Origin of the sequence: Tabrizicola flagellatus, from assembly GCF_008271465.1 — a bacterium.
Classification (GTDB): domain Bacteria; phylum Pseudomonadota; class Alphaproteobacteria; order Rhodobacterales; family Rhodobacteraceae; genus Tabrizicola; species Tabrizicola flagellata.
On the sequence record NZ_VMDU01000003.1, the window covers coordinates 210235 to 228207 of the forward strand.

At 69.2% G+C, this 17973-nt stretch carries 16 protein-coding genes, 1 tRNA gene and 1 pseudogene; 17 read left to right on the top strand and 1 reads right to left on the bottom strand.

Annotated features, from left to right (window positions below; genetic code table 11):
• Positions 1-157 precede the first annotated feature (157 nt).
• The 16 genes and pseudogenes from FL625_RS06935 (at position 158) to FL625_RS07005 (ending at position 15768) form a co-directional block, all read left to right on the top strand.
• Entirely contained in the window at positions 158-1162 is a 1005-nt protein-coding gene (locus tag FL625_RS06935; RefSeq protein ID WP_149587916.1) for an AAA family ATPase, read from the top strand.
• Positions 1159-2034, top strand: a complete 876-nt coding sequence (locus FL625_RS06940) for a DUF58 domain-containing protein (protein WP_235019345.1) — start codon at positions 1159-1161, stop codon at positions 2032-2034. The genes FL625_RS06935 and FL625_RS06940 overlap by 4 nt, the downstream gene beginning before the upstream one ends.
• The gene (locus FL625_RS06945) at positions 2035-4836 is read left to right on the top strand and encodes a DUF4159 domain-containing protein (protein WP_149587917.1); all 2802 of its coding nucleotides are present in this window, start codon (positions 2035-2037) and stop codon (positions 4834-4836) included. It abuts the gene before it with no gap.
• The gene (locus FL625_RS06950; RefSeq protein ID WP_149587918.1) at positions 4833-6905 is read left to right on the top strand and encodes a hypothetical protein; all 2073 of its coding nucleotides are present in this window, start codon (positions 4833-4835) and stop codon (positions 6903-6905) included. Before FL625_RS06945 ends, FL625_RS06950 begins: the two co-directional genes overlap by 4 nt.
• Positions 6906-7086: 181 nt before the next feature.
• Positions 7087-7497, top strand: coding sequence for a ketosteroid isomerase-related protein (locus FL625_RS06955; RefSeq protein ID WP_149587919.1), 411 nt, complete (start codon positions 7087-7089; stop codon positions 7495-7497).
• Complete coding sequence (locus FL625_RS06960) at positions 7494-8093, top strand: GNAT family N-acetyltransferase (protein WP_235019346.1); 600 nt, start codon at positions 7494-7496, stop codon at positions 8091-8093. The genes FL625_RS06955 and FL625_RS06960 overlap by 4 nt, the downstream gene beginning before the upstream one ends.
• A gap of 17 nt (positions 8094-8110) precedes the next feature.
• Positions 8111-10744: an HAD-IC family P-type ATPase gene (locus FL625_RS06965; protein ID WP_149587920.1), complete on the top strand. Its 2634-nt coding sequence runs from the start codon at positions 8111-8113 to the stop codon at positions 10742-10744.
• 80 nt (positions 10745-10824) lie between these two features.
• On the top strand, positions 10825-11043 hold the full coding sequence (gene infA / locus FL625_RS06970) for a translation initiation factor IF-1 (RefSeq protein WP_135450909.1): 219 nt from the start codon (positions 10825-10827) through the stop codon (positions 11041-11043).
• A gap of 1 nt (position 11044) precedes the next feature.
• Complete coding sequence (locus FL625_RS06975) at positions 11045-11620, top strand: Maf family protein (RefSeq protein ID WP_149587921.1); 576 nt, start codon at positions 11045-11047, stop codon at positions 11618-11620.
• Positions 11617-12666, top strand: coding sequence for a ribonuclease E/G (locus FL625_RS06980; RefSeq protein ID WP_149587922.1), 1050 nt, complete (start codon positions 11617-11619; stop codon positions 12664-12666). The genes FL625_RS06975 and FL625_RS06980 overlap by 4 nt, the downstream gene beginning before the upstream one ends.
• Positions 12663-12842, top strand: coding sequence for a DNA gyrase inhibitor YacG (locus FL625_RS06985; RefSeq protein ID WP_149587923.1), 180 nt, complete (start codon positions 12663-12665; stop codon positions 12840-12842). Before FL625_RS06980 ends, FL625_RS06985 begins: the two co-directional genes overlap by 4 nt.
• A 61-nt stretch (positions 12843-12903) precedes the next feature.
• A tRNA-Phe gene (locus FL625_RS06990) sits at positions 12904-12979 on the top strand.
• 61 nt (positions 12980-13040) lie between these two features.
• The gene (locus FL625_RS18565) at positions 13041-13430 is read left to right on the top strand and encodes a DUF6538 domain-containing protein (RefSeq protein ID WP_354001246.1); all 390 of its coding nucleotides are present in this window, start codon (positions 13041-13043) and stop codon (positions 13428-13430) included.
• Positions 13369-13527, top strand: a complete 159-nt coding sequence (locus FL625_RS18065; protein WP_160147744.1) for a hypothetical protein — start codon at positions 13369-13371, stop codon at positions 13525-13527. Before FL625_RS18565 ends, FL625_RS18065 begins: the two co-directional genes overlap by 62 nt.
• An 11-nt stretch (positions 13528-13538) precedes the next feature.
• Positions 13539-14423 (top strand): annotated as a pseudogene (locus FL625_RS18360) (IS3 family transposase); the annotation flags it as partial.
• Positions 14424-14517: 94 nt separating this feature from the next.
• The gene (locus FL625_RS07005; RefSeq protein ID WP_149587925.1) at positions 14518-15768 is read left to right on the top strand and encodes a flavin monoamine oxidase family protein; all 1251 of its coding nucleotides are present in this window, start codon (positions 14518-14520) and stop codon (positions 15766-15768) included.
• Here FL625_RS07005 and FL625_RS07010 read toward each other — a convergent pair.
• The gene (locus FL625_RS07010; RefSeq protein ID WP_149587926.1) at positions 15736-16422 is read right to left on the bottom strand and encodes a DUF599 domain-containing protein; all 687 of its coding nucleotides are present in this window, start codon (positions 16420-16422) and stop codon (positions 15736-15738) included. The two genes, FL625_RS07005 and FL625_RS07010, sit on opposite strands and share 33 nt — an antisense overlap.
• 82 nt (positions 16423-16504) lie before the next feature.
• On the opposite strand from FL625_RS07010, the gene FL625_RS07015 reads away from it, so the two are divergent.
• The gene (locus tag FL625_RS07015) at positions 16505-17938 is read left to right on the top strand and encodes an FAD-linked oxidase C-terminal domain-containing protein (RefSeq protein ID WP_149587927.1); all 1434 of its coding nucleotides are present in this window, start codon (positions 16505-16507) and stop codon (positions 17936-17938) included.
• Positions 17939-17973 lie beyond the last annotated feature (35 nt).

Here is a 17973-nt window from a genome sequence, read left to right on the forward strand (position 1 = left end):
GCCTAATCAGGCGGCGCGCGATTGGCCAGCGTCGGGCGACAATGGCGGGAGGCGCGGGCCTCTCACGATCATTTGTGTCAAGTCGCCTTTTGCCATTTGTGCCCGGCGGGATAGTTCGCTTTACTGACGGCAACGGACCCTGAAGGGAGCATGAGGCATGGCCGACAGCAAGGCGCTGGTCGCGGAAATCGAGGCACTGGGCGCGGTGCTGGGGCAGGCGAAGGTCTCGATCAACCGCCGCTTCATCGGGCAGGAGAAGGTGGTGGACCTGGTCCTCGCCTCGATGCTCTGCGGGGGGCATGCGCTGCTGGTGGGTCTTCCGGGGCTGGGCAAGACCCGGCTGGTGGACACGCTGGGCACGGTGATGGGGCTGAAGGCCAACCGCATCCAGTTCACGCCCGACCTGATGCCCGCCGACATCCTGGGCTCCGAGGTGCTGGAGACCGCCGCCGACGGCAGCCGCGCCTTCCGCTTTGTCGAGGGCCCGATCTTCTGCCAGCTGCTGATGGCGGACGAGATCAACCGCGCCAGCCCGCGCACGCAGTCGGCGCTCTTGCAGGCGATGCAGGAGAAGGAAGTCACCATCGCCGGCCAGCACCGCCCGCTGGGCCGCCCGTTCCATGTGCTGGCCACCCAGAACCCGATCGAGCAGGAGGGCACCTATCCCCTGCCCGAGGCGCAGCTGGACCGCTTCCTCGTGCAGGTGGACGTGGAATATCCCACCCGCCAGACCGAGCGCGACATCCTGATCGCCACCACCGGGGCCGAGGAGGCCGAGGCGCATCAGGTCTTCACCGCCGAAGAGCTGATCCGCGCGCAGGGCGTGTTGCGGCGGATGCCGGTGGGCGATCAGGTGGTCGAGGCGATCCTGGACCTGGTGCGCGCCTGCCGCCCGGGCGAACCCGAGGGGCGCGACCTAGCCGACAGCCTGTCCTGGGGCCCGGGGCCGCGCGCGGCGCAGGCGCTGATGCTGATGGTGCGGGCGCGGGCGCTCTTGGACGGGCGGCTGGCGCCCTCGGTCGGCGATGTGGCCGATCTGGCGCAATCGGTGCTGATCCACCGCATGGCGCTGTCCTTCGCCGCCCGTGCGCGGGGCGAGACGCTGGCCGGGATCATCGCCCGCGTCACCAACCGCGTCCTGCGGCTCGAGGCCGCCGCGTGACCACCGCTGCCCCCGATCTGCGCACCCGCGCCGAGGCGCTGGGGCAAAGCCTGCCGCCCCTCCTGGCCGAGGCCGAGATGCTGGCCTCGACCGTGATGATGGGCGAACACGGCCGGCGCAGGGCGGGGCTGGGGGACGAGTTCTGGCAGTACCGCCCGGCGCATCAGGGCGATTCGGCGCGGATGATCGACTGGCGGCGTTCGGCGCGGTCGGACGCGCATTTCGTGCGCGAACGCGAATGGCAGGCGGCGCAGTCGGTGACGATCTGGATCGACCCGGCGAAAAGCATGGCCTTTACCGGCGACCGGGCGCGGCCGCCCAAGTCCGACCGGGCGCGGCTTCTGGGTCTGGCGCTGGCGGTCCTGCTTCTGCGCGGGGGCGAGCGGGTCGGGCTGGCGGGCCTGGCCAGCCCGCGCGCGGGGCGGGCGCAGCTTCTGCGGCTTGCCGAACGGCTGGCGGCGGAGGCGGCGGGCGCGGATTACGGCGCGCCGGAAACCGAGGGCATGGTCAGCCATGGCCGGGCGGTGTTCCTGTCGGATTTCCTGGGCGACCTGAAGGCCATCGAGGCGGGGCTGGCCCGCGCCGCCGACCGGGGGGTGAAGGGGGTGCTGATCCAGGTGCTTGACCCGGCGGAAGAGGAGTTTCCCTTCGACGGCCGCACGATCTTCGATTCCATGGGCGGGACGCTGACGCACGAGACGCGGCAGGCGGGCGATCTGCGCGCGCGCTACCTGGCGCGGCTGGCCGAACGCAAGGAGCGGCTCGCGGCGCTGGCCCGGGCGGTCGGCTGGCATTTCACCACCCATCACACCGGCGCCCCGGCGCAGGGGGCACTGCTCTGGGCCTACATGGCCTTGCAGGGGGGGCGGTAGATGTTCACGCTCGGACCCCTCGGTTTTGCCACGCCCTGGCTTCTCGTGGCGCTGGTGGCGCTGCCGATCCTGTGGCTTCTGCTGCGCGCCGTTCCGCCCGCGCCGATCCGGCGGCGGTTCCCCGGCGTGGCGCTGCTTCTGGGCCTGAAGGACGAGGAGGTCGAGGCCGACAAGACGCCCTGGTGGCTCCTGCTGTTGCGGACGATCGCGGTCGGGGCGCTGATCCTGGGCTTTGCCGGGCCGGTCCTGAACCCCGAGGACCGCGGCGCGGGCTCCGGCCCTCTCCTGATCGCGGTCGATGGCGGCTGGGCCGATGCCCGCGACTGGCCCGAGCGGCAGGCCCGCATCGAGGCGCTGGTCGAGGAGGCAGGCTCTCGCGGCCGCCCCGTTGCGCTGGTCCGGCTCAGCGATCCGCCGGATCAGGTGGCCTTCCAGACGGCCGAGGCCTGGGCCGGCCGCGCCGCGGGGCTTGCGCCGCAGGCCTGGGCGCCCGGAGACTTCGCCGGCTGGGCCGCGGCGCTGCCCGAGGGCGGGTTCGAGACGGTCTGGCTGTCCGATGGCCTTGCGCACGAAGGCCGCGAAGATCTGGTCGCCGCCCTGCGCTCGCGGGGCGATCTGCGCGTGACCGAGACTGCGCGCCCGGTCCTTGCCCTGCACCCGGCCGCGCATGCCGAGGGACAGGTGACGGTCGCAGCCTCGCGCGTGCCGGCGGGGGCGCCCGTGTCGGTCGACGTGCTGGCCCAGGGGCCGGACCCGTCAGGGGTGGAGCGCGACCTGGGCCGCGTCACGCTGAACTTCGAGGCCGGCGCAACCCGTGCCGAGGCGGCGATCGACCTGCCGCCGGAGTTGCGCAACCGGATCACCCGCTTCGTGCTGGAGGGCGCGCGCACCGCAGGGGCGGTCAGTCTGGCCGACGACAGCCTCAAACGGCGCAAGATCGCCCTGGTGCGGTCGGGCGCGGACCAGGAGACCTTGCAGCTTCTGTCGCCGATGCACTACCTGCGCCAGGCGCTGGCCCCGACCGCCGACCTGATCGAGGCCAACCTGGCCGACTCGCTTCTGGCCAGCCCGGATGTGGTGATCCTGGCGGATGTGGCCGATGTCTCGGGACCCGAGCGGGCGAGCCTGACCGAATGGGTGCAGAAGGGCGGTCTGCTCCTGCGCTTTGCCGGGCCGGTGCTGGCGGCCAGCGATGTCAGCCGCATCGAGGAGGATCCCCTGCTGCCCGTCCGCCTGCGCGAAGGCGGCCGCACCGTGGGCGGCGCGATGAGCTGGGGCGAGCCCAAGACGCTCGCGCCCTTCCCGGAAGGCTCGCCCTTCTTCGGCCTGGTGCCTCCGGCGGACGTGGTGGTGCGCCAGCAGGTGCTGGCCCAGCCCGATCCCGACCTGGCCGAGCGGACCATCGCCGCGCTCGACGACGGCACGCCGCTGGTCACGCGCAAGGTGATGGGGGCGGGGCAGGTGGTGCTGGTGCATGTGACGGCCAATGCCGAATGGTCCTCGCTGCCCCTGTCGGGCCTCTTCGTGCAGATGCTGGAGCGGTTGGCCGTGTCCACGAAGCCCGCGACGCCCGAGGCGGGCGACCTGGCCGGGCAGACCTGGTCGCCCGAGGTGGTGCTGGATGCCTGGGGCCAGACCGGCGATGCCGGGGAACTGCCGGGCGTGGAGGGAGAAGTCCTCGCCCGTGCCATCGCCGAGGGGCCGACCGCGGCCACCCCGCCCGGCCTCTACGCCGGGGCCGACCGGCGCGTGGCGCTGAACGTGGTGGGGGCGGAGACGGTGCTGGAACCGGCCGTCTGGCCCGCCGGCGTTCCGGTGGACCGGCTGGAAGCCCGCGCAGCGCGGCCCCTGAAGGGCGAGTTCCTGACGCTGGGAACGGTGCTGCTGCTCCTGGACGTGCTGGCCGCGCTGTGGCTGGCCGGGCGTCTGCGCGGGATCCTGCGCGGGGCGACGGCGGTTCTGGCCGTGGTGGTGGTCTCGGGCGCCCCGCAAGGGGCAAGGGCGCAGGACGCCGCCGCCCCGCCGCCCGACCCGAAGGCCGAGGAATTTGCGCTCGAGGCGACCAGCGCCGTCGTGCTGGCCTATGTCCTGACCGGCGATCCCAAGGTGGACGAGATGTCGCGCGCGGGGCTGCTGGGCCTGTCCGACAAGCTGTGGCAGCGCACCTCGGTCGAGCCGATGATGCCGATGGGCGTGAACATCGAGACGGACGAGCTTGCCTTCTTCCCCTTCCTCTACTGGCCGGTGGTGGCGGGGGCGACGCAGCCCTCGGACGCGGCCTATGCGAAACTGAACCAGTATCTGCGCACCGGGGGGATGATCCTGTTCGACACCCGCGATGCCGATCTGGCGGGCTTCGGCGGCGGCACCACGCCCGAGGGCCAGGCGCTGCAAATCATCGCCTCGGGCCTAGACATCCCGCCGCTGGAACCCATGCCGCCCGACCATGTCCTGACCCGGACCTTCTACCTGCTCCAGGATTTTCCCGGCCGGCATCAGGGCGGGCAGGTCTGGGTCGAGGCCTCGCCCGACGCCGAGGCGCAGGCGGCCGAGGGCATGCCCTTCCGCAACCTCAATGACGGGGTGACGCCGGTGGTGATCGGCGGGAACGACTGGGCCTCGGCCTGGGCCACGGACGATGTCGGCGTGCCGCTGGTGCAGATCGGCCGGGGATTTGCCGGGGAACAGCAGCGCGAGATTTCCTACCGCTTCGGCATCAACCTCATCATGCATGTGCTGACCGGCAACTACAAATCCGACCAGGTCCATGTGCCGGCGCTGCTGGAAAGGCTGGGACAATGACCGCAAGCCTCGTCTTCGCGCCGCTGGTGCCGTGGGCGCTGCTCTACGTCCTTGCGGGGCTGGCGCTGGCGCTGGTCGCCTTCGCGCTCTGGCGCGGGCTGTCGGGCTGGTGGCTGCGGGGCCTTGCGCTTGCCGCGCTGGTCGCGGCGCTGGCCAACCCGGCCCTGCAGGAGGAAGAGCGGCAGACCCTGTCGGACATCGTGATCCTCGTCGTAGACGAAAGTGCGAGCCAGGGCCTTGCCGACCGCCGCGCCCAGACCGAGGCCGCCGTCGCCGCAATCGAGGCCGAGGTCGCGGCGCTGCCCAACACCGAACTGCGCATCCGTCGGGTGGGCGACGGGGCCGAGGATGCGGGCAGCCTGGTGATGACCGCGCTGTCCGAGGCGCTGGCCGAGGAACCCCGCGCCCGTGTCGCCGGGGCCATGGTCATCACCGACGGGCGGGTCCATGACGCGGGCGTGGTGCCGAACTTGCCCGCGCCGCTGCATGTCCTGCTGACCGGCCGCGCCGCCGACTGGGACCGCCGCATCGTGGTGAAGAACGCGCCCGCCTTCGCCATCATCGGCGAGGAGTTCATGCTGGAACTCAGGGTCGAGGATGTGGGCGCCCCGCCCGCCTCGGCGGGGACCGAGGTCGCGCTCACCATCGCCATCGACACCGAGGAACCGGTAACCTACACCGTGCCGCTGAATGAGGATCTGGAACTGCCGGTGACGCTGCCGCATGGCGGGGCAAACGTGCTGCAATTCAGCGTGGCGCCGGTCGAGGGCGAGATCACCGACCGCAACAATGCCTCGGCCGTGCAGATCAACGGGGTGCGCGACCGGCTGCGGGTGCTCCTGATCTCGGGCGAGCCGCATGCCGGCGAAAGGGTCTGGCGCAACCTCTTGAAATCCGACGCGGCGGTGGACCTGGTGCATTTCACCATCCTGCGCCCGCCGGAAAAGCAGGACGGCGTGCCGGTGGACGAGCTGTCGCTGATCGCCTTCCCGACGCGCGAACTGTTCGTCGAGAAGATCGAGGAGTTCGACCTGATCATCTTCGACCGCTACCGGATGCGGGGCATCCTGCCGATGTCCTACATCGACAACATCGTGTCCTATGTGCGGAACGGCGGCACCGTTCTGGTCGCGGCGGGGCCGGAATTCGGCGCGGTGGACAGTCTCTACCGCTCGCCGCTGGCGGAAATCCTGCCGGTCGCCCCCACGGCGCAGGTGATCGAGGGCGGGTTCCGCCCGGCGCTGACCGATCTCGGCCGCCGCCACCCGGTGACCGAGGGGCTGGAGAAGGAGGCGCCCGAGGGCGGCTGGGGCCGCTGGTTCCGCCAGATCGAGGTGCGGCAGACAGCCGGCCAGGTGCTGATGTCGGGGCCGCGCGACCTGCCGCTTCTGGTGCTGAACCGGGTCGATCAGGGGCGCGTCGCGGTTCTGGCCTCGGATCATGCCTGGCTCTGGCGCCGGGGGTATGAGGGCGGCGGGCCGCAGCTGGAACTCCTGCGCCGGCTGGCGCACTGGATGCTGAAGGAGCCGGAGTTGGAAGAAGAGACCTTGACCGCCGAGGTGCGTGGCGAGGCCCTGACCATCACCCGCCGGACGCTCGCCGAGGCCGATCCGGGGCCGGTGACGGTGACGGGCCCGGACGGGACGGCGGTGGAACTCGCGATGCCGCTTGTCGGGCCGGGGCGCTACGAGACGGTCTGGCAGGCGCCGGCACTGGGGCTTTACCGGCTGGAACAGGGCGAGCTGACCCGGGTGATCGCGGTCGGCCCCGCCACCCCGCGCGAGTTCGCCGAGACCATCGCCTCGGGCGAGCTTCTGCAACCTGTGGCCGAGGCGACGCGCGGCGGAGTGACCCGGCTGGAGCCGGGCGTGCCCGACATCCGCGCGGTGTCCGAGGGCAGGGTCGCCGTCGGTCGCGGCTGGATCGGCATCACTCCGCGCGAAGCCTATCTGACGGCCTCGGTCAACGTTGTCCCGGTGCTGCCGGCCTGGGCCTGGCTCCTGATCGCCGCCGGCCTTGCCGTGCTCGCCTGGCTGATCGAGGGCCGCAAGGGCGCGAGGGCGGCCTGACGTCGTTGCGGTCGGGTGCCTGCGGTTGCCCGGCGCCCCCCGGCGCACGGCCCATTCGCGCCGCGACGTGCCCGGCATCGGCATCCGGGGTCGGCGGGTCGCTTTCCGCGCCTCACCGGTCCCCTTCGGCTTGGAAACCCTGTGCCGCCCCGCTACTCTCGGCACCAAAAAGGAGACCCCGATGCCCCGCGCCGAGACCATTGCCCTGATCCGCCGCTACTATGACGCCTTCAACGCCGGCAGGCCCGAGGAGATGCTTGCCTGCCTGACCGACGACATCGAGCACCGGGTGAACGAAGGCGGGCACCGGATCGGCAAGGCGAAGTTCGCCGAGTTCTGCAGCCACATGGGGGTCAGCTACCGCGAGCAACTGAAGGACATGGTGATCTTCGCCACTGACGACGGCAGCCGCGGGGCGGCGGAATTCGTGGTTCACGGGCAGTATCTCAAGACCGACCCCGGCCTGCCCGAGGCGAAGGGCCAGACCTACATCCTGCCCGCCGGCGGGTTCTTCGAGGTGCGCGACGGCCTCATCTCCCGCATCACCACCTTCTACAATCTCAACGACTGGATCCGGCAGGTCAGCCAGTGAACATCGACGACATCGACGTCCGCGTCCTGCGCGGCCCCGAGCTGGAGGCCGCCCTGGACGGTGTCGCCCGGCTGCGGATCACGGTGTTCCGCGACTGGCCCTACCTCTACGACGGCTCGCTGGACTACGAACGCGAATACCTTGCCACCTACCGCGACAATCCCGGCGCGCTGCTGGTCGGCGCGTTCCACGAGGGCCGGCTGGTCGGCGCCTCGACCTCGACGCCGATGGAGGACCACGCGCCGGAATTCTCGGCCCCGTTCCGAGAGATGGGCATCCCGGTCCAGAAGATCCTCTACGGCGCCGAATCCGTCCTCCTCCGCCCCTATCGCGGTATCGGCCTCGGCCACCGTTTCATCGACCTGCGCGAGGCCCATGCCCGCGCGCTGGGACGGACGCATGTCGCCTTCTGCTCGGTCATCCGGCCCGAGGACCACCCGGCCCGCCCCGCCGTCTATCGCGGCAACGATGCCTTCTGGCGCGGCAGGGGCTATGAACCCCTGCCCGGCGTGGTCGCCCGTTTCAGCTGGAGGGATCTCGGCGACACGGAAGAGACCGAGAAACCCTTGCAATTCTGGATGCGGTCCCTTGATTAGACAGAAGGATCAGGGACATGGCAGCAGAGAGCACTCCGGCCATCCACGCCGAGACCGTCCGGGGCGCGCTTGAAGCCTTCGCGGCCCGGGCAGAAGGGCTGACCTCTGCCGAGGCGGCGCGGCGGCTGGCCGAACACGGGCCCAACCGCCTGCCCGAGGCGCGTGCACGCGGGCCGGTCGTCCGGTTTCTGGCGCAGTTCAACAACGTGCTGATCTATGTGCTGCTTGGCGCGGCGGCCGTGACTGCGGGCCTGCAGCACTGGGTGGACACCGGGGTGATCCTGGCCGTGGTCCTCGCCAATGCGGTGATCGGCTTCATCCAGGAAGGCAAGGCCGAGGCGGCGATGGCCGGGATCCGCTCGCTCTTGGCGCCGAAGGCGACGGTCCTGCGCGACGGTGCAAGGGTCACGGTGCCGGGGGCGGATCTGGTGCCCGGCGACATCGTGCTCTTGGAGGCGGGCGACAAGGTGCCGGCCGACCTGCGGCTGATCGAGGCGCGGGGGCTGGCGGCGCAGGAGGCGATCCTGACCGGAGAGTCTGTGCCGGTGGACAAGGACCCGCGGCCGGTCGGGGCCGACGTGCCGCTGGGCGACCGCCGCTCGATGCTGTGGTCGGGGACGCTGGTCACCCAGGGCACCGCGAAGGGGCTGGTGGTGGCCACGGGGCAGGGCACCGAGATCGGCCGGATCGGCGGGCTGCTGGCGGGGGTCGAAAGCCTGACAACGCCGCTGGTCGCGCAGATGGACCATTTCGCGCGCTGGCTGTCCTTCCTGATCCTGCTGATCGCCGCGCTGATCCTGGTCTGGGGCTATTTCGTCGGCCACCACGACTTTGGCGAACTGTTCATGGTGGTGATCGGCGTGGCCGTCGCCGCCATTCCCGAGGGGTTGCCGGCGGTGATGACGATCACCCTGGCCATCGGCGTGCAGGCCATGGCCCGGCGCAACGCAATCGTCCGCCGCCTGCCCGCGATCGAGGCGATCGGCTCGGTCTCGGTCATCTGCACCGACAAGACCGGCACGCTGACCCGCAACGAGATGGTTGTCGCCGCCGCCCAGACGGAGGAGGGGGTCTTTGCCGTCACGGGCGACGGCTACGGGCCCGAGGGCGGGATCACCCCGGCGGGCGATCTGTCGCGCCTCGCGCGGGCGGCGGCGCTGTGCAACGACGCGGCCTTGCACCTGCGCGATGGGCAATGGATCGTCGAGGGCGACCCGATGGAGGGGGCGCTTCTGGCCTTTGCCGCGAAGGCGGGCGGTGTAGCGCCCTCGGCCCGCGTGGATGCGGTGCCCTTCGACAGCCGCCACCGCTTCATGGCAGTGCTGGGCAGCGACGGCGTGACCCATGTCAAGGGCGCGCCGGAACGGGTGCTGCGCATGTGCCGCGACGTCGACTACGGGCATTGGCACGACCGGGCCGAGGCGATGGCGCGGCAGGGGTTGCGGGTGCTGGCCTTCGCCGAACGCGCCGAGGCGAGCGACCGGATCGACACGGCGACGCTGGACGGCGGGCTGACCTTCATCGGCCTTCTCGGCCTGATCGATCCGCCGCGTCCCGAGGCGATCGCTGCGGTGGCCGAATGCCGGGCGGCGGGGATCCGGGTCAAGATGATCACCGGCGACCATGCCGGGACCGCCGCCGCCATCGCGGCGCAGATCGGCCTCGCCAAGCCCGGGCGCGTCCTGACCGGGGCAGACCTCGACAAGCTGGACGATGCCGAACTGGCGTTGGAGGCTCTGGATGTCGATGTCTTTGCCCGCACCAGCCCCGAACACAAGCTGCGCCTGGTGACGGCCTTGCAGTCGCGCGGTCTGTCGGTGGCGATGACCGGCGACGGAGTGAACGACGCCCCCGCGCTGAAACGGGCGGATGCCGGCATCGCCATGGGCCTGAAAGGGTCGGAGGCCGCGAAGGAGGCCGCCGATCTGGTGCTGGCCGACGACAATTTCGCCTCGATCGCCGCGGCGGTGCGAGAGGGGCGGACGGTCTATGACAACCTCAAGAAGGTGATCAGCTGGACCCTGCCGACCAATGCCGGCGAAGCCGCGGTCGTGGTGCTGGCGCTGCTTCTGGGCCTCGCGCTGCCGGTGACGGCGGTGCAGATCCTGTGGATCAACCTGATCACCGCGATTACGCTGGGCCTGGCGCTGGCCTTCGAGCCGACCGAGGACGGCACCATGTCGCGCCCGCCCCGCCCGCGCGATGCGCCGCTGCTGACGGGGGGGCTTGTCTGGCAGGTGATCCTGATCGCGGGCCTCTTCGTGGCCGCGACTTTCGGCGTCTTCAGCTATGCGATCCAGAAGGGCCATTCGCTGGCCCTGGCCCAGACCATGGCGATGAACACCCTGGTCGTGCTGGAGATCTTCAACCTGTTCTTCATCCGCAACATGCACGGCACCTCGCTGACATGGGCCGCGGTGCGGGGCACCCCGGTCGTCTGGGCGGTGGTGATCGTGGTCACCCTGGCGCAGGTCGCGGTCACCTATCTTCCGCCCCTGCAGGCGGTGCTGGGCACGGAAGCCGTGCCGTTCCGGGACGGCATCCTGATCGTGGCCGTGGGCGTGGTGTTCTTCGCGCTGACCGAAATCGAGAAACAGGTCCGGCTTGGCCTGCGCGCCCGGCCCGGGGTGGCGAACGAAGAATCCGCTTGAAAACCGGCCCTTTCGGGGGCATACGGCCCGGCGGAAGCCTGCGGGACATGCCGCGCGGGCCCATCTGCAATGGAGAGACCATGGCCAAGGAAGACATTCTCGAATTCCCCGGTGTCGTGAAGGAACTCCTGCCGAACGCGACATTCAGGGTCGAACTCGAGAATGGCCATGAACTGATCGCGACCATGGCGGGCAAGATGCGCAAGAACCGCATCCGGGTTCTGGCCGGCGACAAGGTGCAGGTCGAGATGACGCCCTACGACCTGTCCAAGGGCCGCATTAACTATCGTTTCAAGTAAATTGCGCCTGATCCTGGGATCGGGCAGCCCGCGTCGGAAAGAGCTTCTGGCGCAGCTTGGTATCCTGCCCGACCTGATCCTGCCCCCCGACATCGACGAAGATCCCCGCAAGGGCGAACTGCCCCGCCCGTACTGCCTGCGTCTGGCCGAGGAAAAGGCCCGCGCCGTCCCCGCCGGTCCGGATGACGTGGTCCTGTGTGCCGACACGACGGTGGCGCTGGGCCGCCGGATCCTCGGCAAGCCCGCCGATGCCGGCGAGGCGGCGGCCTTCCTCACCGCGCTCGGCGGGCGCCGCCACCAGGTGATCACCGCGCTGGCCGTGCGGCGGGGCGACCGGGTTCTGCTGCGCGAAAGCCTGAGCACGGTGAAGATGAAGCGGCTGTCGGATGCCGAACTCAATGCCTATCTCGCCAGCGGCGAATGGCAGGGCAAGGCCGGCGGCTACGGGATCCAGGGCCTTGCGGGGGCGTTCATCCCGTGGATTTCCGGGTCCTTCACCGGGATCATGGGCCTGCCGGTGGCCGAGACGGCGGCGCTTCTGACAGCCATCGGCTATCCGGTCTGGAGACGGGAATGAAGGGACGGCTTCTGGTTCTGGACGAGATCGACGGCCGGCAGGCCGCGGCACTTCTGGTGGATGGGCGGATCGAGGAACTCGCCATCGACCCGGCGGACGACGTGGCGATCCCCGGCGCGATCTACCGCGCCGTTGCCGACCGGCCCGTGAAGGGCCAGGGCGGCATCTTCGTGAAACTGCCGGGCGGCTCGGGCTTCCTGCGCCAGATCTCCGGCGTGGCGCCCGGCCAGCGGCTTCTGGTGCAGGTCACCGGCCCCGCCGAACCCGGCAAGGCGGTCCCCGTCACCACGCGTCTCCTGTTCAAATCACGCTTCGCCATCATCACCCCCGACGCTCCGGGCCTGAACATCAGCCGCCGGATCAAGGACGAGGAGCGCCGGGCCGAGCTTTCCGTCCTGGCCGAGGCCGGCATGTCCGGCGCGGACGAAAGGCTTGGCCTTATCCTGCGCTCCGGCTGCCTCGAGGCCGAGGATAAGGCCATCGCCGAGGACATCGCCGCGATGCGCAGCCTGGCCGAGGCGGTGCTCGCCGACCTCTCCGGCGGGCCGGAGCTGCTGGTGGACGGACCCTCGGCGCATGACCTTGCGTTCCGCGATTGGCTCGACCCGGCGGTGGACGACGCCGACACCGACCCCGAAAGCTTCGAGCGTCACGGTGTGATCGAGGCGATCGCGGCGCTGCGCCGCCCCCGTGTCGTGCTGGAGGCGGGCGCGCACATGATGATCGAGCCGACCCGCGCGCTGGTGGCTGTCGATGTGAACACCGGCCCCGATACCTCGCCAGCGGCGGCGCTGAAGGCAAATGTCGCCGCCGCCCGCGACCTGCCGCGTCAGCTGCGGCTGCGGGGTCTGGGGGGGCAGGTGGTGGTGGACTTCGCCCCGATGCCAAAGCGCGACCGGCACATCCTCGACCAGGTGCTGAAGGCCGCCTTCAAGACGGATGGCGAGGCGAACCTTGCCGGCTGGACGACGCTGGGCCTCTACGAACTGACCCGCAAGCGCGACCGTGTGCCCTTGTCGGAGCTTCTGCCCGAGGATCTGCCATGACCGCCTGCCCGATCTGCGGCAAGCCCGCTGTCCCTTCCTACCGCCCCTTCTGCTCGCGCCGTTGCGCCGATGTGGACCTTGGCCGCTGGCTGACCGAGGGCTATCGCATCCCTGCCGGGACCGAGGAGGAGGCCGAGGACGTTTCCGAGGACGGAACGCCGCCAAAGCCGCATTGAGGGGGCGTTTTCCCTCTGGACAGCCCCCCGCCCCTTGAGTATCACCCGCCCACCAACCGGTGCCCAGATAGCTCAGTTGGTAGAGCAGCGGATTGAAAATCCGCGTGTCGCTGGTTCGATTCCGGCTCTGGGCACCACCTCTACCGCCAAGCCATTGAATAGACCCAGCTTTGTCCTTGGATAGAGCGAGCGTAGAACATGGCGGAGAACAAAGCTGCACCCCACTCATTTGTGAAAGACGGGGTCTACTACTTCATCAGACGCGTTCCGAACGACCTTCGGCACCACTACACCTCATCGAAAATCTCCTACTCCTTGCGAACAAGGTCGGTCACAGTGGCCGCTCCCCGTGCTGTCAGGACAGCTCAGAAGCTCGACGAGTATTGGTATCACCTCAGGATCAACGACAGCGACCTGCCGGGAAAGCACATGCTCCGCATGGCTGGGAAACATCGGTGCGGCCCCTTCCACCCTGCCGATGCCCCCTGCGGCGGCTATAGCGGCCAGTGTGAAGCTGTCGGAGGCGGTGAGCATCTACTTGCGCCTGAAGGGCAAGGGTCGCCCCATCACCTTCCAGCGGTCCGCTGAGAGATCGTGCGGCTACATCATCAACGTGAGCGGCGACAAGGACATCACGGCCTACACCAAGGCGGATTCGAACGTCTTCCGCGACGATCTGCTGTAGCGCGGTCTCACCGGCAGCAGCAGCTCACGGTGAAGTTCTCCTTCATCGATGCGGAGATTGCCAGCTTTCCGATCAGCCGGATGTGCCGTGTTCTTGGTGTCAGCCAGAGCGGCTTCTTCGCCCGGCAGCAACGGCCTGCCTGTCGCCGCCAGCAGCAGGACTGGTCTATCTGGCGCAGGTCCGGACGGCCTTCGCGCTGTCGAACGGCACCTGTGGCAGGCCGCGCATGCACCGCGATCTCGTCGATGATGGCCAGGAGATCGGTTGGAATCGCACGGCGCGCCTAGTGCACGAAAACCAGTTGATCGCGCGGCAGAAGCGGCGCTTCAAACGGACGACGGACAGCGAACATGCTTGGCCCATCGCCCCAATCTGGTGGCGCAGGACTTCATGGCGGATGGGCCGGACCGAAAATGGGGGGCGCAGACATCTCCTGCATCTGGACGGCAGAGGGTTGGTTGTACCTCGCCGTCGTGCTGGATCTCCCTTCTCGGCGCGTCGTCGGCTGGGCCACGAGTGCCCGCATGAAGCGCGATCTCGCGGTCGAAGCCCTGCGCCGTGCTCTGGCGGCTCGCAACCCTGCGCCGGGGCTGGTTCACCATTCCGACCATGGATCGCAATACTGCTCTGTCGACTATCAGACGTTGCTCCGCCGAGGTGGCATCCTGATCTCTATGAGCGGGCGCGGAAACTGCTACGACAATTCGATGGTGGAAACGTTCTTCAAGACCGTCAAGCCGGAGCTGATCTGGCCGGTCGCATGGCAATCCCGCCAGCAGGCCGAAAACGCCGTCGCCAGATATTTTGACGGGTTCTATAACCCCGTCAGGCGGCATTCATCGCTCGGATTCCAGAGCCCCATCGCCTTCGAGCGAAAGGTCTGGGAAGTGAGCTGAACGCTCTCCACAGAAACCGGGCAAGTCCAGGCCGTCCTTGGCCCGAATCGCGCATGGAGGCATCCTGACGCCATTTCAGGCGGAGGATTTCGGGATGACGGATGTCGATGTGGTCGTCGTGGGTGCGGGGTGCGCAGGGCTTGGGGCGGCGAAGCGGCTGCGGGCGGCTGGGCGGTCGTTCCAGGTTGTCGAGGCGATGGACCGGATCGGCGGGCGGGCCTGGACCACGACCTCGGACTTCGGCGTTCCCTTCGACGTTGGCTGCGCCTGGCTGCATGCCGCCGACCGCAACCCTTACTTCGCCGAGGCGCAGGCGGCCGGCTGGACGCTCTCTCATCATGACATGGGTCTGGATCACCTTTGGTTCGGCAGGCGCCGGGCGAGTGACGAGGAGATGGCGCGTGTCGCGGCCGCGGACTCGGCGCTGCGGGCCTGTCTGGAGGCGCATCAGGGGACGGATGACCGGCTGTCGGGCCTGATCGCGGATTGCCATTGTCTGCGGGCGAATTCCACCTTTGCCGGCCCGATGGATTTCGGTGCGGACGACGACGAGATTTCCATCGCGGATTTCAGGGCTGCGGCGGATCTGGACCCGAACTATTTCACCAAGGAGGGTTTCGGCGCCCTGATCCATCGCTGGGGCGCGGATGTGCCGGTGACGCTGGACTGCCCGGTGCGACGCATCCGCTGGGACGGGCCGGGGGTAGAGGTCGAGACCGTGCGCGGCACGATCCGGGCGCAGGCCGTGATCGTCACCGTCTCGACCGGAGTCCTGGCATTCGAGGACATCGCGTTCACCCCCGAGCTGCCCGCAGGCCATCAGGAAGCGATCTTCGACCTGCCGATGGGCCTTCTGACCAAGGTTCCGCTAAAGATCGAGGGCACGCGGCTGGGCCTGAAGCCCTTTGACGATCTGCTGATCGAACGCCATGCGCGGCATGATCTCTATTTCCTGGCCTTTCCCTTCGATCTAGACCTGATGGTCGGCTTCGTCGGCGGCGATTTCGCCTGGGAGATGGAGGCGGCGGGCGCGGCGGCGGCGGTGGATTTCGTGACGGACCGGCTGGCGGATATCTTCGGATCCGACGTGCGCCGCGCGGTGCGGCACGGGACGATGACCAATTGGGGCGCCGAGCGCCATGTCAGGGGAGGCTATGCCGCCGCGCGCCCGGGCAAGGCCCATGCCCGCGAAGTGCTGAAGGACCCCGTGGGCGAGCGGATCTGGTTCGCGGGCGAGGCGCTGGCCGGGGGACTTAAACAGACTGCGGCCGGGGCGCGGCTTTCGGGCGAGGCGACGGCGGGGCAGGTGGCCCTATGGCTCGCGGGCCAGGATCACCCGGCGTGAGGTGCTGGCGAACTCGCGCCTGATCAGGATGGCGGTCGCAAGCCCCGTGCCCACGGCAAGGCCCCAGGGGCCTAGAAGCCAGCCGAGCGCGGCCAGCGCGTAGTAGATCGACCGCAGACCCCGGTTGAAGCTTTTCGCGGCGGTGATGTTGATCTCGGCCGCCTGGCCCGCACGATGGAAGGCCAAGGGATCACCGGGGTCGTTCGGCACCGCAGCCATCAGGATGGAGCAGTAGCCGAACAGCCGGTGCGCCCAGACGAATTTCAACAGCGCATTGGCCAGGAAGCCGATCACCGGCAGCATCTTGACCGCGACATCCGGCCCGTCCGCGATCGGCAACTCCTCGGCCAGCCTCTGCACCGCCGCCGCATTGCCGATCACCGCCACCCCGCCGCCGATGGCGATCATGCAGGCCGAGGCGAAGAAGGCCGTCCCCTGGCGCAGGGAGTCGATCAGCGTGGCGTCGAAGATGCGCGGCTGACGGGTGACGAAGGTGCGCATCCAGTCGCGCCGGTAATCCTCCATCAGCCACGAGACCGAGGGCAGGGCGCGGGGCGGATGCTCGCTGATCCAGCCCGCGGCAAGCCAGGCGGCGATCAGAAGGCCCAGCATTGCCAGGTCGAGCACTGGGATCGCGGCAAGGTTCATCGTCATGGCATGGCACAGTAGGGCTGGGGTTTTTCCTTGTCATCCGGCGAAATTGGTTATATTTGTTTACCAGTCAGGAGGGGTTTCCATGCAGATGCCGGAACCGGATCGGGGCGTGCTGGAGCGGAGGGCGGCCATTCTGGCCCGGCTGCGGGCGGTGCTGCCGGCTGACGGGCTGATCGACGCGCCCGAGGAGCTGCGCGTCTATGAATGCGATGCCCTGACCGCCTATCGTTGCCCTCCGCTTGCCGCCGTGCTGCCGCGCACGACCGAAGAAGTCGCGGCGGTGCTGCGGGTCTGCTGGGAGGAGGGGGTTCCGGTCGTGCCGCGCGGCTCGGGCACCTCGCTGGCCGGGGGGGCGATGCCGACGGCGGACAGCGTGATCCTGGGCGTCGCGCGGATGAACGCGGTGCTGGAGACCGACTACGAGAACCGCTTCATCCGGGTGCAGTCGGGCCGCACCAACCTGTCGGTCACCGGCGCGGTCGAAGCGGATGGGTTCTTCTACGCGCCCGACCCCTCCAGCCAGCTGGCCTGCGCGATCGCCGGGAACATCGCGATGAACTCGGGCGGGGCGCATTGCCTGAAATACGGGGTCACGACGAACAACCTTCTGGGCGTGACGCTGGTCCGGATGGACGGGACGGTGGTCACGCTGGGCGGGCCCTGGGGCGAGCCGGCCGGGCTTGACCTCCTCGGCGTGGTCTGCGGGTCCGAGGGGCAGCTTGGCGTCGTCACCGAAGCCTGGCTCCGCATCCTGCCCAAGCCCGAAGGCGCGCGGCCGGTGCTGGTGGGGTTCAATTCGAACGAGGTCGCGGGTGCCTGCGTCAGCGACATCATCAAGGCGGGCATCCTGCCGGTGGCGATCGAGTTCATGGATCGCCCCTGCATCCGCGCCACCGAAGCCTTCGCCAAGGCGGGCTACCCGGATTGCGAGGCGCTTCTGATCATCGAGGTCGAGGGGTCCGAGGCCGAGATCAGCGAACAGCTGGCCCGCATCCGCCAGATCGCCCTCGCGCATGACCCGGTCGAATTCCGCGAGGCCGAGGACGAGGATCAGGCCAAACGCATCTGGCTGGGGCGCAAGTCGGCCTTCGGCGCGATGGGGCAGATCAATGACTACATGTGCCTTGACGGGACGATCCCGGTTTCCTCCCTGCCGCATGTGCTGAAGCGGATAGGCGAGATGAGCCGCGAGTTCGGCCTGGACGTGGGCAACGTGTTCCATGCCGGCGACGGCAACATGCACCCCCTGATCCTGTTCGACGCCAACAAGCCCGGCGACCTGGAGAAATGCGAGGCCTTCGGCGCCGAGATCCTGAAGCTGTGTGTCGAGGTCGGCGGCTGTCTGACCGGCGAGCACGGCGTGGGGATCGAGAAGCGCGACCTGATGGCGGTGCAGTTCTCGGCCGCCGACATGGAGGCGCAGATGCGGATCAAGGACGTTTTCGATCCGAAATGGCTGTTGAACCCGGCAAAGGTGTTTCCGCTTGAGACCAGTGCCGGGCGGCGCGCGGTCTGAACCGTCCGGGGGTTTTGCACCCCCGGACCCCCGCA

Coding starts and splice junctions, on each gene's coding strand:
- FL625_RS06945 (WP_149587917.1), top strand. CDS start 2,035: ATGTTCACGCTCGGACCCCTCGGTTTTGCCACGCCCTGGCTTCTCGTG.
- FL625_RS07015 (WP_149587927.1), top strand. CDS start 16,505: ATGCAGATGCCGGAACCGGATCGGGGCGTGCTGGAGCGGAGGGCGGCC.
- FL625_RS06965 (WP_149587920.1), top strand. CDS start 8,111: ATGGCAGCAGAGAGCACTCCGGCCATCCACGCCGAGACCGTCCGGGGC.
- FL625_RS18565 (WP_354001246.1), top strand. CDS start 13,041: ATGGCGGAGAACAAAGCTGCACCCCACTCATTTGTGAAAGACGGGGTC.
- infA (WP_135450909.1), top strand. CDS start 10,825: ATGGCCAAGGAAGACATTCTCGAATTCCCCGGTGTCGTGAAGGAACTC.
- FL625_RS06980 (WP_149587922.1), top strand. CDS start 11,617: ATGAAGGGACGGCTTCTGGTTCTGGACGAGATCGACGGCCGGCAGGCC.
- FL625_RS06935 (WP_149587916.1), top strand. CDS start 158: ATGGCCGACAGCAAGGCGCTGGTCGCGGAAATCGAGGCACTGGGCGCG.
- FL625_RS06950 (WP_149587918.1), top strand. CDS start 4,833: ATGACCGCAAGCCTCGTCTTCGCGCCGCTGGTGCCGTGGGCGCTGCTC.
- FL625_RS06985 (WP_149587923.1), top strand. CDS start 12,663: ATGACCGCCTGCCCGATCTGCGGCAAGCCCGCTGTCCCTTCCTACCGC.
- FL625_RS07010 (WP_149587926.1), bottom strand. CDS start 16,422: ATGACGATGAACCTTGCCGCGATCCCAGTGCTCGACCTGGCAATGCTG.
- FL625_RS06955 (WP_149587919.1), top strand. CDS start 7,087: ATGCCCCGCGCCGAGACCATTGCCCTGATCCGCCGCTACTATGACGCC.
- FL625_RS07005 (WP_149587925.1), top strand. CDS start 14,518: ATGACGGATGTCGATGTGGTCGTCGTGGGTGCGGGGTGCGCAGGGCTT.